The sequence below is a fragment of the Lysinibacillus sp. EB106-09-02-XG168 genome, assembly GCF_058791475.1.
The window spans coordinates 2,099,230-2,112,848 of sequence record NZ_JBYTDN010000003.1 but is presented as its reverse complement, the minus strand read 5'-3'; the positions used below and the strand labels follow the sequence as shown (position 1 = coordinate 2,112,848).

Below are 13,619 nucleotides of genomic sequence, written 5' to 3'. Positions count from 1 at the left end.
AAATTAGACTGCAATCAAGCTTAAGTTTGATTGCAGTCTTTTTTAATTGAAACCCTAACTGATCGTGGCCCCCTTTTTATACACAACTGATAATATCCAAATTAAATCATGTATTTTCAATAAAACATTCCAATAAAATGGTATATATACATAACACGAAAAGAGGAATGTGTATGAACACTAAAAAGAACTATAAATCCCTACTCATACTAATTGGTTGGTTAAACGCTTCGTTTGCACTTGTCTTTTTTCAATTGTTTTGTGGTATTATGGCCATTTGTATGGGCATTGTTTTAAGAAATGATTATCATGAGAAAAGACATGGGCTTATTTTAATCATTGTTGGAATTATTGCTGGGATTGCCGCGTGGATACTCAATTATTTATACTTGTAGTCTAGTTAAATTGCAAAACAAAAAAGCACTAACATGCAGTACGTCAGTGCCTTCAAAACAAAAATAGTACTTACTTCTTCACTTTTGAAAGTGTCATACCATCACCAATTGGAATAATAATCGACTCTAATTGAGGGTGGTTTGCTACTGCAATATTGAATTTCTTCATTAATTCCGTATAACGTTTTGGTTGGGCATTTGGGTCTGCCACACTCCCATTAGCAAGGACATTATCCGTAACGATAATCGCATCCGGTTTTGCTAACTTCACACAGTAATTTAAATAGTTTTCATAATTATCCTTATCAGCATCGATAAAGAAAAAATCGAATCGCTCATTGCCCTGCTCCAGCTTTTCGAGGCTTTGCAATGCAGGCCCCGTCATATAGGTCACTTGTTCAGCAAAACCTGCTTTCGATAAATTACTGTAAGCTAACTGCGCGTATTTTTCCTCTAATTCTAGCGAAGTTAATTTCCCATCACTTCCGAACCCTCTAGCTAGACAAATGCCACTATAACCCCCGAGAGCCCCTACTTCAAGAATGTTTTTAGCACCAATCATCGAAACAAGCATTGTTAAAAGTTTGCCAGAAGAAGCAGAGACAGAAATGGCGGGCATCCCGTTTTCTTGAATGGACGTAATAACCTCCTCTAAAATAGAGTCTTGCGTATGAAATACTGAATCAATGTAAGTATTAATTATTTTCATTTACGTTATTCCCCTCTTCATCATGGTTGATAGATTTTTCATCCTGTTGACCGTCAGGTATTTCCAGCGTTTCACTTTCATGTATTTCAAATAATTGACTGAATTCATTGATGACCATATCAATAGCTTTTAATTCCCCCACTAATATTGGCTGAATCGATTGAAACTCTGGTTGCTCTAATTGTTGCTTAATCGTTGCACGCTTTAAATTCATCACCTCTAAAAAAGCAATAGCTCTTCCACGACGGAAAGTTTTGGGGCCACGTTGATGAGAGCCATCTCTTCCTCTGTGACGTCCCCCACGATGATGTCCCTCTTCTCTAAACTCCTTCATTTTTTCACTTCTCATTTTCATCCTCCTCTCGTTGTATACATTTGTATACAATATCAATTTCATTTACAGTGTATACAAATGTATACAACTTGTCAATTAACCTTCTGTATTCATTTCCCGTTTCCTCATTTCATACTTTAACAACAGAAACATTATACGTTTAAGGCATTATGTAATATGTACTTCCCTCTGTTCTTCCATTAAACTGTAAATAATAGCCATCACCATAAAACGGTAATTATTAGTTGTGTGACTTCTAGGAGTTAAGGATTCATTGGTATTGAAGTAGAGAACTTCATGTTCAAAAGAAGGAGCGATATAATGAAAAGGCCATTTTTAAAAATTGGTCTATTACTTGTTTTTGGCGTAGTGTTTTTAACTGGGGTGCAATCATTTTTTAATCAACAGGAAATTAATTTGGCAAGTGAAAGGTGTCTAAAAGCAGGTGGAGAACCCATTGTAGAAAGAGATCTTCTTTCATTAAATTACACCTTTGCTTGCCACATCAAATAATTGATCTTATGAGTTCTTAAAGCGAATCGAACTTTTTTCTGGTCACCTTTCTATTATTAAAGGTGACCTTAATTCATAACTTGAAACCATAGAGATCATTAATTAGGTTTTCATTTCTAATTAACATAAAAATTTGATTTTTGATTTTTATACTTAAAACCAGAAAAATAGTGTTTTACTTATTTAGAGTTATGACCTCTTCTCTTCATTTATTTTTACCATTCATCTCATTAATTAGTTGAATAGCTTCATCGATATGAGACACATGCAAAATTTTTATGTTGATTTTTTGCTCCTCTTGAATTTGTGCTGCCTCTTCTGCATTTTTAGTGGGAATAATCATATAAGGTAAACCGTATTTTTCTGCGATTAGAATTTTTTCTTTTAGTACTCCTATCGGTAATACGTCACCGTTCGCGCTTAATGCGCCAGTCACTGCAATTGCTACGTTGTTTTGGAAATCGCCTCGCAAAATGAGTCCTGTTAGTGCTAGCCCCAAGCCAGCACTATTTCCACTAATATTATCCTGATTTAAAAAAACATTAATATGTTCATCTTCTTTACCTAGATAATGAATGACGTTTTCTTTCATTTGATCTACTTCATTTTTCTGAAGATGAAGCCACTTTAATATTTGCTGATTTTTGCTCTCGTATTTATCTAAATTCGTAATTTCAGCAACATCTAAAAAAGGAACTTGTTGTTTATTTAACAGATCTTCAACAGATTGAATACTCTCCATGTATTGAAAATCTACTCTATCTACCCCTATTAAATAGATTTCAGTATCCCTCGCATGAAATGGCTCTTTGTATATGTATGCAACATGCGAAGTTCCTTCATAAAATATAAGTGGGAATTCGAAACAAAACAGCAAGAACATCATGTAAATTGCAAGCGTGATTTTTCTTTTATATACTTTTTTTCTAAGTAATATGCGAACAATAAATAAGATGATAAAATTAATCAATAATATAGCAACAAAAGAAATTCCACCAATTACATCTTGAAAATACAATAATAAAAATACACCATAATAAAGGGGGATTAAAAAGATAGTCACGATATAAGGCAATCTTCTTTTTTGATTAGAAATATTCTTCACTCCTTATTGAGATACATTGCATTTCTTAGTGTAAACATTCCAGAAATATTCTAAAATTCCTTCTTAATCGATCATCTTATATTGCAATGTTCTCAGCACATCTCAAGTTCAATACCCAAAATATTACCTTAACAATAAAAAAGCGTTAATCCTACTTCGATTAACGCACTTCCACACCTATTAGCTTTTTTCAAACTCTTTTTATCATTAGTAAGCAATACCTACACGCGATTTCACATATTCTTTACTTTGAATTTGTTGATAGGCAAACTCTGCCGTATCTGCTACAGATATTTCTCCACCACCATCCGGTAAAAAATCCTGTTCAATACGATAGGTCCCTGCGTATTCACCGTCAGGTAAGTATGTAGGACAGACGATTGTCCAATCAGAGTCTGATTTCTTCAATAACTGATAGACTTTATGATGCTCTTCTGCCGCAAAGGTTGTTTTTCTTTTGGACTCACTCGATTGGTAACGTAATACATTTGGTGTCAGACGACTTTGTAGAATTCCCGCCGTTCCAATCGTTATAATTCTTTTTACATGCTGTTTTTCCATTGCTTCAAGAATTAGCGCCATACTTTTAGTTAATGTATTGGTGCCGTCCGTATTTAATGCACTGATCACAATATCAACATTCGCCATGACATATTCTATATCTTGTTTTGTTAATACATTTCCTTGTACTATCTGTAAATTTTCATCATTTAGGTTCAGCTTATTTGGGGTACGAACTAACGCTGTAACGCTATGTTCATCCCGTAAAGCTAGGGAAACAATGTGGCTACCAACGCGTCCAGTGGCGCCTAAAACTAAAATTCTCAAAATGATCACCTCTTATCTTGATTATAGCACACAAATTTTCTGTAACTTGATAGAGGACTTTCACCATTCTTACTTGTTGTTAATGCATCAATAAGTCTGACATTAACGATAAACAGCTCAAGATCATTTGTTTCCGCAATACTATTGACGATATTTTGGATTTCGCTTTCTGTGCTTTTTTCTAATTTATCTAAATTATGTAATGGTATAGTGATTACTTGATTGTTTGGTGATTCAATTAAGTAGCCGATCGTACTATCTGGATAATAGCCTGCTGCTCGTAACGCTACTATAATTTTTTTTGTAAAATTCGTATTTTGTAATTTTTCACCAATTTCTTCATTATAATTTATATCGGGATTTTTTTGAACGGGCCTTTCATTTGAAGGTTGATTATACTTAAACAAGGCAGCAGCTATTACGATCACGGAAAATAAAATAAAAAGGCTTTTAATGAACCCTCTCATATATTCTCTCCATTCCATCTTTTTAATAGAATACGCTTCTCTTTTTAAATCATGAATTGATCCCATTTTCCCGTAATGTACAGCAATGATCGAAATGATTTTTATAAATTTGCCAGGCTACCATTTAATTCACCTGGCAAATTTGTTGTAAAGGACATAAATCACCTAAAGATTTATTTATTAACGATAACTTTCACAACCGGTTCTAATTTTCCTACATATGCATCTCCAAGATAATCTACATCTATAACTATAACTTGTGGCACGAAACGTTGAATGCTTTCTAAAAGACGTGCAGTATTTCGTCTTTTGGCAAGCTGGAAGGGTGGAAGAGTGTCTAGACTAAAACCAAAATCTCTGTACAAAGGGCAAGAAATTACGAAAGTAGATAATATATACGCTACATTTTGTAATATTTCATCAACGCCGGAAGCATTAAAATCAAAATTGCTTTTGGCGGTTACTTGATGTGTCATCCTATCAACCTTTCTTCTACGATACATGGAAAGATGTTAGTAATCTTTCTGAATATGAGCTTTTCACCAAAAAAAGAGCACTTAGTTATTTATGCTAAATGCTCAAAAGTTATGAACGAGGTACACATTCGTTATTGTATGTAGACGATGCAATGTATCGCTAAACAATTGGACAGTGTCAGGTTCCATATTTGCGCTACTTTGATTGGGGTCTATATAAATATTGCGTAATAAATGACATATAACCAGCTTAAACAACCATGTACGATGGCCCAGATGATCGAATGATTGACACTCCAAGAAATAGTAATCGCCAATACCGAGCCAAAACTAATACCGCTCTTAATGACCGTTTTATTTCCCATTTTTCTCTCCTTCTTTACTTTTCTAACTTCGGAAGTATGCCTCCTCATTTTCATTCCTCCTCATCATTCCATTACTGTTTGAACGTTAAAATGATTTTACCGCTAATAAAAATCGCAATCTACACGCCACTCATTTAGCTCACGATTAAAAAAGAAATAGAAATTCCCATTATCGACGATATTAAAATACGCCTTCGCGTCTGAGGCAATTTGGAGTACAAACGGAAATTCCTCACCATAATCACGACCACTTTGGCAAAAAGCTGGATAGCCACCAATTTTATGGACGGCGTATATTTCTTCAACGATATCATCGAAGTACTCAACATCCTCCTCTTGCTCTAGCCTCAAAATTTCTTCCTCAACATCAGATGGAATCCCTCCCCCATCCCATGTCGGATAATCATTGTCAATCCATTTCGGAATAAGTGGGAAAGCTCGAATTCGGTCATGCTGCCAATTTTGCTGGACTAAATCTTCTAAAGAAGTATATGCTCTTATTTCAAAAAAACGGCTAAGATCATCGTCTATGAGGTGATCAAATATTTCTTCATTCATAAATAACGTTAGCAGCTCAATATGTTGAAGCGATGTGGGTACAAAAGGAAGCTCCTTTAAAAATAATGAAGCAAGGGGCTGAAACCCTTGTGGACACTCCTCTGTTGGTAAAGACCATCCTACGTAGCCTATCCAGCTTTCTAACAGGTCATATGTAGGTCTAATACCACCCGTTTCAAAGATCGTTGCTTGCCTTACTAATTGAGCCTTAATATCATCAACTTTCATCAGCTATCACCTTCACTGCGACAAAAACAATCGACGACATGGTCATTTACCATTCCTGTTGCCTGCATAAATGAATAGCAAATCGTACTACCAACAAATTTAAAACCGTCTTTTTTTAATTGCTTGCTCATACATTCACTAATTTCTGTTGTAGCAGGTACGTCTGCAATGGACGACCATTCATTGATGATCGGCTGATGGTCTACAAAGCCCCAAATATATTGAGAGAAAGATCCATACTGCTCCTGTATTTGTAGAAAGGCTTGAGCATTCGTTACAACACTAGCAATTTTAAGCTTATTTCGTACAATGCGAGAATCCTCTCTAAGCTCCTGTAGTTTGTCCTCCGTATAGAGAATGATTTTAGAAGCATCAAATTGGTCGAAAGCTGCCCGGTAGCCCTCTCTTTTTTGTAAAATCGTCCACCAGCTAAGACCAGCCTGTGCTCCTTCTAGACAGAGCATCTCAAATAAATGCTGATCATCATGGACAGGGATACCCCATTCTTTATCATGGTATTCAACATATAAAGGCTCATCTTGCTTGACCCATTCACATCTTTTCATTGATATATCCTCCATTTACTATGATTCATTTAATTCCTGTAATACAAAGCCAGCCTTTTTGCGTGTTTTCTCGTATAGTAACAGTTTGAAACCCAACACTTTCAAACAACTGCTTGATTTCAGACTTAGTTTTATAAGCTTTCATATGATAATTAATTTTATAGAGCTCCGAAATGATGATAAACTTACCATCGTCCTTCAATACCCTAAATACTTCCTTGACATCATTCGCTAAATTTGGCCAAAAATAATGCGTTTGGAACGCTGTAATCGTATCGAAAAACTTATCCTTGTGCGGAATGCTTGAAACACTTGCTTGCGTTACGATCACTTTTCCATTTGCCACGTCCATTTGATTGGTTTTTATAGAATCTTTAACCGCCTGCGCGGAAAAGTCTATACCATAGATTTTACCACTTGGATTCATTTTCGATAAGGATTGAAGCGTTTTTCCACCTCCACATCCAATATCTAACACAATATCACCATCATTTACAGCTTCCTGTTTCATGAGCCAAATATTCATACCGCTATGTGCCTTATTCATAATTCGCAACATCAATGAGCCTACGAATCCTCGCGGTTGTTTAGCTTGTTCGATTAATCGTTGTAAAAGTGTCATTTTAAAATTCCCCCTTGTCATTGTCGCTTTATAAGGCCATTTATGTTATTTGAAGTTGGCTCAATTTGATGACTTGCTACTGGCATTCTCGTTTGATCACTAAAGTAATCATGTTGAATATCAAGTATCATTAACGCTTGCTTCAAACTACTATCCTCCCGTTCTTTTCTTTCTTATCTCTTTACGTTCTGAAAAATAAAAAAGTTTCAAATTTTACCATTCACAAGGGAGGTTTATGTTCAAAAAAAATCACAAGTGCATTTAGGAAATAGCACTTGTGATTTTTGTCATCTATAAGTAGGATAAAATAATAGTAACAATCGTTTAAAAGGGTTATTTTTTCGTCAATTAATCTCAAAAATATATGGTATATGTCAAAAAGATAACTACTTATCCTACAATATTTTCTAATTTAAATATGTATTGTTGGCAATACTTCTTTCGCGCTCGTCCATTACTAGATGGATAATAAATGCAAGTTGTTGCTCGATTCGTAAATTGTTAAGATGCAGGATGTCCGCAATTGCTTTTTTTTGTTTCTCCTCTAATCCTGCCTTCTCAAGCATTAACATAATTTCTTCTTTTGTCAGCCCAAACATTCCTTTTTCACCTCTACTTCATCCAATTATTATTTTACAATCATTTTTCATATTACTAAAACAACGAACTAGTAAAGCATTCAATGAACTTTTTCCCTGATTATAAGGATAACATATACAAATTAAACAATCCAAAATCTACTTAAATCTACTAAAACTTTAACCTCTGTAGTTATTTAATAATAATTTTTAATACAATACCTAGATCGATACTTTTATTCATTAATTCTATTATAAAAATAACAAGTGCTTTTGTCGAATTTTAGATTTCGGCGCTACAGTGTAAAAATCATTATAAAGAAACCGTTTACATACAAATATCAATGGCTATGAACAATGAAGAAGTGTCTTTGTACGTATCCATCATATTTATTTACATGGTTATCATAGTACTTTTACCCCACAAAAAAAGTAATTTCAAAATAATTGAAACTACTTATCCTACTTTTTTAGTCGGTACCTATACTGTTTTATTAACATTATTCGTCGAGGCAATAATGTTAAGTTTTTGTAAATTTTCGACTTGTATTCGTAATCTTTCGTCCAGTATTTGCATGTCGGTTGCTTCTGCTTGATTTATTACATCTTGCTTTGTTTTAGTATTGGCTTGCAAATAAACTATTCTCGACGATGTATCACTCTTCCACAATGCCTTGTTCGTATACCCTTCGATAAATAATTGACTTTTCCCCTGTACAATAGAGGGAATTTTGACAGTAACTAGATCTGTGTACACCATCTCAAGTAAAGATTGATTGGACACCGCTAAAAATGGACGATCTGCTTCATCAATCGTACAATGCTTAAAACGGCCCATCGACTGATCAGACCAAATGATTGCATATGGACCTTCATAACAGTTTTTAAATTTACTATTTGCTATTTCAAAAATACCATCAATACAAGTAATCGCATTCGCACGAATATGTTCGAACGTACAATTATCAGTAAAGAGCCAAGCGTTATTAATATAAATTTGGTGACTTTCGAGCTCCCGGATTATGGTATTCTGGAGCGTAATCTTAGCATGATCATTGCCATAAATACCACCTGCCTGCCCAATTTGAATCATGCACTGATTGAGTATTAGCCCGCTGGCGTCAACAATCATTTGAAATTGCGGGTGTTCTTGGACATGACATTCTGTCATCGATACATCTGCTTCATTAACAACCGTTACTCCTGTCGCCTCTCCCTTTTCTATTCTACATGTACGAAACTCCACTTTACTGTTTTCAATTAACAACTGTGATTTCACATTCCGGTGAATCTTACAATCGTACACTATCGCCTTCGATTTCTCACCAAGAAAAAGGCCATTTCCAACTCCATCAGAAAAGATAGAATCCGTCACGAACAGCTCACTTTGATGTACAACTAAGTGCGTATCTTGGTGTTGCTTGATTTCACAGCCATCCATCGATAGCTTCGTGTTCTCGAAAACTTGAATCCCAATACTCTGCCCTTGGTGAATAAGTGTATTCATCATTGAAATTGAACTGGAGGCTGCAACAATTTGAGACTTTTGATGTCCATGAATTTCACAATCCACCATCTCCATTTTCACATTTCGTATTGCATAAATGCCATTCGCTTTCCCTTCCAACAGCATACAATTCGTCAAAGTGATTTCACTATTTTGAACCATAATTTGAGCTTTTTTATGATGCTGGATAGTTGTATCCACAAGAATACCACTCGAACCATTATCAATACGTAAGCCAACATGATTGATAGGACTCGCTAAAATATCAACATTTTTCATCATTAAACTTCCGAAGCTCACGGTTACTTGTGTTTGCACCATTTGCTGCTCAATAACACAGTTTTCTAGCTGTAAATCTCCCTTTACATAAATACCCTGTCCTTGCGTAAAACGCAAACTTCGCATATTCACAAGTGTTTGATAACGTATAAACACGCCACCTTTAATGGTCACATTTCCTACTCCATACAATGTAAGCCTTTGGGAAATTTCAAAGCTTTCTTCATAGATCCCTTCCCGGATTTCAATAAAATCTCCTGGCTTTGCCTCTTGAATCGCCTGCCCAATGCTTTGGTATTTGTACATAATACCTCTCTTTACAACAAGTGTCGCCATCTCCACACTCCTTATCGAAGCTTATTCATGAAAACATGAAATTAATTGTCGGTTTTATATTATTTATAGCCTCATTGAACTTCCTGTTATTCAATTTTTGGATAAATAATTTACAACCAGCTTTTGTTAGAGCGACAAAACTATTTTGATAAAGGTATTAACACTTTGATTTCAACCTTCTTTCAAAATAAAATAAAACCAGCAATCACACGATTTTCTCGTCGATTGCTGGTTTAACCGATTTACATAATTAAATTGCTACAAAACAACAATACATTTAATTACAATTTGAACTTCCTTACAAGGTCATTTAAATTCTCTGCCATACCCGCTAAATTGGCTGAACTATTTTTAATTTCGTCCATTGAGCTTGCTGCTTGTTCGATTGTTGATGAAGTTTCTTGGATGCCTGCAGCGGATTGTTCTGATACAGCGGCAATTTCGTCCACTGATTTATTAATTGTAACGGTATTTTGTACTACCTCTTCTAGCTTTGTCATCACGTCATCAATATTCGTTGACATGGCATAAACGGCCTCTGCAATCTGATTGAATGTTTCATTTGTAGATGCGATTTGAGCCGTACCTTTTTCAACCTCGTGATAGCCAGTTTCTAGCGAAGATGTCACCGTGTTAGAATCTTGTTGAATTTTTTGAACAATCCCCGTTATATCGTCCACGGAGACTGCTACTTGTTCGGCGAGTTTACGAACTTCGTCTGCAACGACCGCAAACCCTTTACCATGCTCACCTACGCGAGCCGCTTCGATTGCTGCATTAAGTGCTAGTAAATTCGTTTGTGCAGCAATATCCTGTATGACAGCTACGATTTTTGAAATTTCCTGCGTTTGTTTACTAAGTTCATCCACTTTATAAACAGAATCCTTCACAATATGATGAATGGAAGTCATTTGCGCAGTTGATGCGTCCATTAAACTTCGGCCCTCTTTCGTTAAAGCCATAACGTGTTGGGAATACTGCTGAACATCTGTACTACTATTGTTGACATCTGTCACCTTTAAGGTGAATTCTGTCATTGTTGTCGCTACATCTGATGCATTACTTGCCTGCACTTCTGTGCCACTTGCAATTTCAGTAACTGTATCGACAATTTGTTCCGTACCCGTTTTCACTTCTGCCGACGATTGCATAAGCTCTTCACTATGTGCAGCTACGTCATTAGATACTGTTTGAATTTGCTTTAATAAACGATTCAAAATATCGGACATCTTGTTAGTCGCTTCTGTAAGCTGTCCTATCTCATCTTTTGATTTCACAGCAAGTGCAGGTTCACTTAAGTCACCTTCAGTAATTCGTTGCATACGATTTGTCAAAGCGATGATTGGTCTTGAAATCAGTCGAGCACTTAACAATGCAATCATAATAGTAACGATCACAATGACAATTCCTATGACACTACCTGTCAGCTGCTTCGTCTCCCCTGCTTTAATAATATCTGCGCCTAAAGTATTAATCGATTGCTTACGATGCTCGGCTAATCTTTCATAGCCTTCACGTATTTCCGTCGCTTTTTCACTCATAGAAGCTAAATTTTTCGTTGCTAGTTCCTTCTGACCTCGATCATAAACATCAAATACCTCTTTTTCAACATAGCTATTCCATTCCTTCGCCATTTCCGCAATTTTGCCGAAATCTCCTGACTCTGTAATTTCTAAACGCTTTTGTTCGTTCTCAACAGCCTGCTTTACAGTATCTTCAAAAATCTTCTTATACTTTTCTTCGCCAGAAAGTACATACCCTCTAGCTGCAGCAATTCTTAGCGAAATCGTTTGAGCTTGCTCATAATCTGCAATTAGTATTTGCAAATCTTCATCAACGATTTGTTCCGTCGCGCTATTGCTTTGTTGTATTGCAAAGTTATTGTAAACAATGTATAAAATGACGATTGCTATAACAATGCTGAAAGAAAAAACGATTCTTTTACTAATAGACTTAAAATTCATTTCAAATTCTCCTTATTTTCCAATGAAAATATGTGCTTTATCATAATTTGAATACTATTAGTAATCTACCACTTTAAAGACGAAATTGGATGAATCAGGAATTTTTTATATATTAAATGAAATAACTAGTTAATTTTTATGTAATTTATAGCGGATTATAGAATCTAAAAATAAAGCATATGAACTACCAAGAAACTCCGAGTAGTACTTTTAACACACTCGAAAAGGAACAGCTTTATAAATCAAGCTGTTCCTTCTATTTAAAAACTAATCCCAATAGTTAAAAATAACATCCCCTATTGTTTTACTGTCAAAGTGTGAAATATAATTCCATTCCACCTCAGATAAACTGTGCAACTCCTTATCTTGCGTCACCATTGTGTTTAATGTATCAGCTATAAGGCATTTACGCATCGGAAAATATTTGTGTATGTGAGTTTTTGTTAAAAATTGAAAGCTTAGCTCTTCATCAAACTTAGCAAATGCAATATAAGGCATCAGCCTATGATGGAGAATTGTCAAACGCTCATCCTCCAGTTGAATCACCGCTTGCATGTAAACAAAATGAGGCTGATTGATAAAATGCAACGCTTTTGCTCGTTGTTCGCTTGTCACTAAATGATAAACCATCGACTGGAAAGTACGCATATCCTGTTCGATTAGATGGTCTGCATCAAAACCTGAAATCCCTTTCGTTAATCGCAACGAATCACCCCTTTATGAATGTGTATATATGACCTTCTAGTAAAGGTAGGTGGATTCCTTCTATAAGTATCTATTTTCTTGTTACTAAACAGAGCAGATCGAAAATACGTATCTTTTGTACAGCATTTTTTTCATCTTGTACCTTTATTTTAAAATGCTTCTAGCTAGTGATTTTTCGTTTTACTTCTTAAACCTCCATCACTTCCACCTATTAATGGTATTATAGCAATAAACTATTTTTAACCATAAATTGGACATTAGCTAAAAATGAGTACAACACTAACATTTAGGGAATCGTTGGTTAAAACTTATGCTATGTATATAAGTTGATCTTCGTTCAAAACTTGGAGATTAGCATTAGTGGAACGGAAATCAACCCTACATTAGGGTGATAGCCTACTAAATTTCCAATAAAAAAAAAACTTGAATCGAAATGATGGTTTGCCAAGTCTAACAGTCGGAAGGAGGCGATTTTCATTACTACAAAGCAACAATCATTAGTACAGTTAGCACAAAATGGAGATGAGCAAGCTTTCTATAAGCTTATTGAACAAGAGCAACATAAGCTATATCGAATGGCTTACGTTTATGTCCAAAATGAAAATGACGCCGTAGAAGTTTTTCAACAGACCATTATCCGTGCGTATGAGGGCCTACCTCAATTAAAGGATCCTCAATATTTTTCTACTTGGCTAACGCGCATTATTATTAATTGCTGTAAAACCTATCTTGCCAAGAATAACTCTGTACAGCTTGTCGAACCACATACATTAGAGGATCTCAATAGTACATCACCTACATATATCGAAGAAGAACTAGATTTATGGCATGCACTCTGCAAGCTAGAGGAAAAATATAAAACGGTTTTACTATTACGTTTTTATCAAGACTACTCGGTAAAGGATATTGCTGTGATTTTACAATGTCCTGAGGGCACAGTGAAAACTCATATTCGCCGAGGCTTACAAGCTTTACGACAACAATTAAAGGGGGCATATATAGATGAATGGGTTCAATCCGTTGAAAGGAGTTATTAATGCGATTCCAATCCCTGAAGGACGTTTAACAGAAGTGTTACGTATTG

At 35.3% G+C, this 13,619-nt stretch carries 18 protein-coding genes; 3 read left to right on the top strand and 15 right to left on the bottom strand.

Translation table 11 applies throughout. From position 1 onward, the window contains the following. Positions 1–173 precede the first annotated feature (173 nt). Positions 174–395 carry a hypothetical protein gene (locus AC3WSO_RS11095; protein WP_492530749.1) on the top strand — a complete coding sequence of 74 codons (222 nt, stop codon included), beginning with the start codon at positions 174–176 and terminating at the stop codon, positions 393–395. Between the two features lie 70 nt (positions 396–465). Here the strand turns inward: AC3WSO_RS11095 and AC3WSO_RS11090 are convergent, their stop codons facing one another. After that, positions 466–1,104 (bottom strand): O-methyltransferase, encoded by a 639-nt coding sequence (locus AC3WSO_RS11090; protein ID WP_492530747.1) that lies wholly within the window; start codon positions 1,102–1,104, stop codon positions 466–468. Next, entirely contained in the window at positions 1,091–1,453 is a 363-nt protein-coding gene (locus tag AC3WSO_RS11085) for a hypothetical protein (protein WP_492530746.1), read from the bottom strand. Before AC3WSO_RS11085 ends, AC3WSO_RS11090 begins: the two co-directional genes overlap by 14 nt. 306 nt (positions 1,454–1,759) lie before the next feature. Here AC3WSO_RS11085 and AC3WSO_RS11080 point away from each other — a divergent pair, with 306 nt between their 5' ends. Further along, entirely contained in the window at positions 1,760–1,951 is a 192-nt protein-coding gene (locus AC3WSO_RS11080; protein WP_349658344.1) for a hypothetical protein, read from the top strand. A 205-nt stretch (positions 1,952–2,156) separates the two neighbouring features. Here the strand turns inward: AC3WSO_RS11080 and AC3WSO_RS11075 are convergent, their stop codons facing one another. The 13 genes from AC3WSO_RS11075 to AC3WSO_RS11015 all read right to left on the bottom strand — a co-directional run bounded on the left by AC3WSO_RS11075 (position 2,157) and on the right by AC3WSO_RS11015 (position 12,535). After that, positions 2,157–3,014 (bottom strand): S16 family serine protease, encoded by an 858-nt coding sequence (locus AC3WSO_RS11075; protein WP_492530744.1) that lies wholly within the window; start codon positions 3,012–3,014, stop codon positions 2,157–2,159. A 249-nt stretch (positions 3,015–3,263) separates the two neighbouring features. Further along, on the bottom strand, positions 3,264–3,884 hold the full coding sequence (locus tag AC3WSO_RS11070) for an NAD(P)-dependent oxidoreductase (RefSeq protein WP_492530743.1): 621 nt from the start codon (positions 3,882–3,884) through the stop codon (positions 3,264–3,266). 5 nt (positions 3,885–3,889) lie between these two features. Further along, entirely contained in the window at positions 3,890–4,351 is a 462-nt protein-coding gene (locus AC3WSO_RS11065) for a hypothetical protein (RefSeq protein WP_492530741.1), read from the bottom strand. 173 nt (positions 4,352–4,524) lie between these two features. After that, the gene (locus tag AC3WSO_RS11060) at positions 4,525–4,827 is read right to left on the bottom strand and encodes a hypothetical protein (RefSeq protein WP_492530739.1); all 303 of its coding nucleotides are present in this window, start codon (positions 4,825–4,827) and stop codon (positions 4,525–4,527) included. A 212-nt stretch (positions 4,828–5,039) separates the two neighbouring features. Continuing rightward, on the bottom strand, positions 5,040–5,240 hold the full coding sequence (locus tag AC3WSO_RS11055; RefSeq protein WP_492530738.1) for a hypothetical protein: 201 nt from the start codon (positions 5,238–5,240) through the stop codon (positions 5,040–5,042). A gap of 54 nt (positions 5,241–5,294) precedes the next feature. Continuing rightward, on the bottom strand, positions 5,295–5,978 hold the full coding sequence (locus AC3WSO_RS11050; RefSeq protein ID WP_492530736.1) for a DUF1963 domain-containing protein: 684 nt from the start codon (positions 5,976–5,978) through the stop codon (positions 5,295–5,297). Further along, positions 5,978–6,544 (bottom strand): DNA-3-methyladenine glycosylase I, encoded by a 567-nt coding sequence (locus AC3WSO_RS11045; protein WP_492530734.1) that lies wholly within the window; start codon positions 6,542–6,544, stop codon positions 5,978–5,980. Before AC3WSO_RS11045 ends, AC3WSO_RS11050 begins: the two co-directional genes overlap by 1 nt. Before the next feature lie 25 nt (positions 6,545–6,569). Beyond that, positions 6,570–7,166 (bottom strand): class I SAM-dependent methyltransferase, encoded by a 597-nt coding sequence (locus tag AC3WSO_RS11040; protein ID WP_492530733.1) that lies wholly within the window; start codon positions 7,164–7,166, stop codon positions 6,570–6,572. A gap of 17 nt (positions 7,167–7,183) precedes the next feature. After that, positions 7,184–7,312, bottom strand: a complete 129-nt coding sequence (locus AC3WSO_RS11035; protein WP_492530731.1) for a hypothetical protein — start codon at positions 7,310–7,312, stop codon at positions 7,184–7,186. 261 nt (positions 7,313–7,573) lie between these two features. Next, positions 7,574–7,765 (bottom strand): hypothetical protein, encoded by a 192-nt coding sequence (locus AC3WSO_RS11030; protein ID WP_492530730.1) that lies wholly within the window; start codon positions 7,763–7,765, stop codon positions 7,574–7,576. Positions 7,766–8,225: 460 nt separating this feature from the next. Further along, complete coding sequence (locus AC3WSO_RS11025; protein WP_492530728.1) at positions 8,226–9,866, bottom strand: right-handed parallel beta-helix repeat-containing protein; 1,641 nt, start codon at positions 9,864–9,866, stop codon at positions 8,226–8,228. Between the two features lie 281 nt (positions 9,867–10,147). Continuing rightward, on the bottom strand, positions 10,148–11,830 hold the full coding sequence (locus AC3WSO_RS11020; protein ID WP_492530727.1) for a methyl-accepting chemotaxis protein: 1,683 nt from the start codon (positions 11,828–11,830) through the stop codon (positions 10,148–10,150). Between the two features lie 267 nt (positions 11,831–12,097). Beyond that, positions 12,098–12,535, bottom strand: coding sequence for a hypothetical protein (locus AC3WSO_RS11015; RefSeq protein WP_492530725.1), 438 nt, complete (start codon positions 12,533–12,535; stop codon positions 12,098–12,100). A gap of 575 nt (positions 12,536–13,110) precedes the next feature. On the opposite strand from AC3WSO_RS11015, the gene AC3WSO_RS11010 reads away from it, so the two are divergent. Beyond that, on the top strand, positions 13,111–13,572 hold the full coding sequence (locus tag AC3WSO_RS11010) for a sigma-70 family RNA polymerase sigma factor (RefSeq protein ID WP_492530724.1): 462 nt from the start codon (positions 13,111–13,113) through the stop codon (positions 13,570–13,572). Positions 13,573–13,619 lie beyond the last annotated feature (47 nt).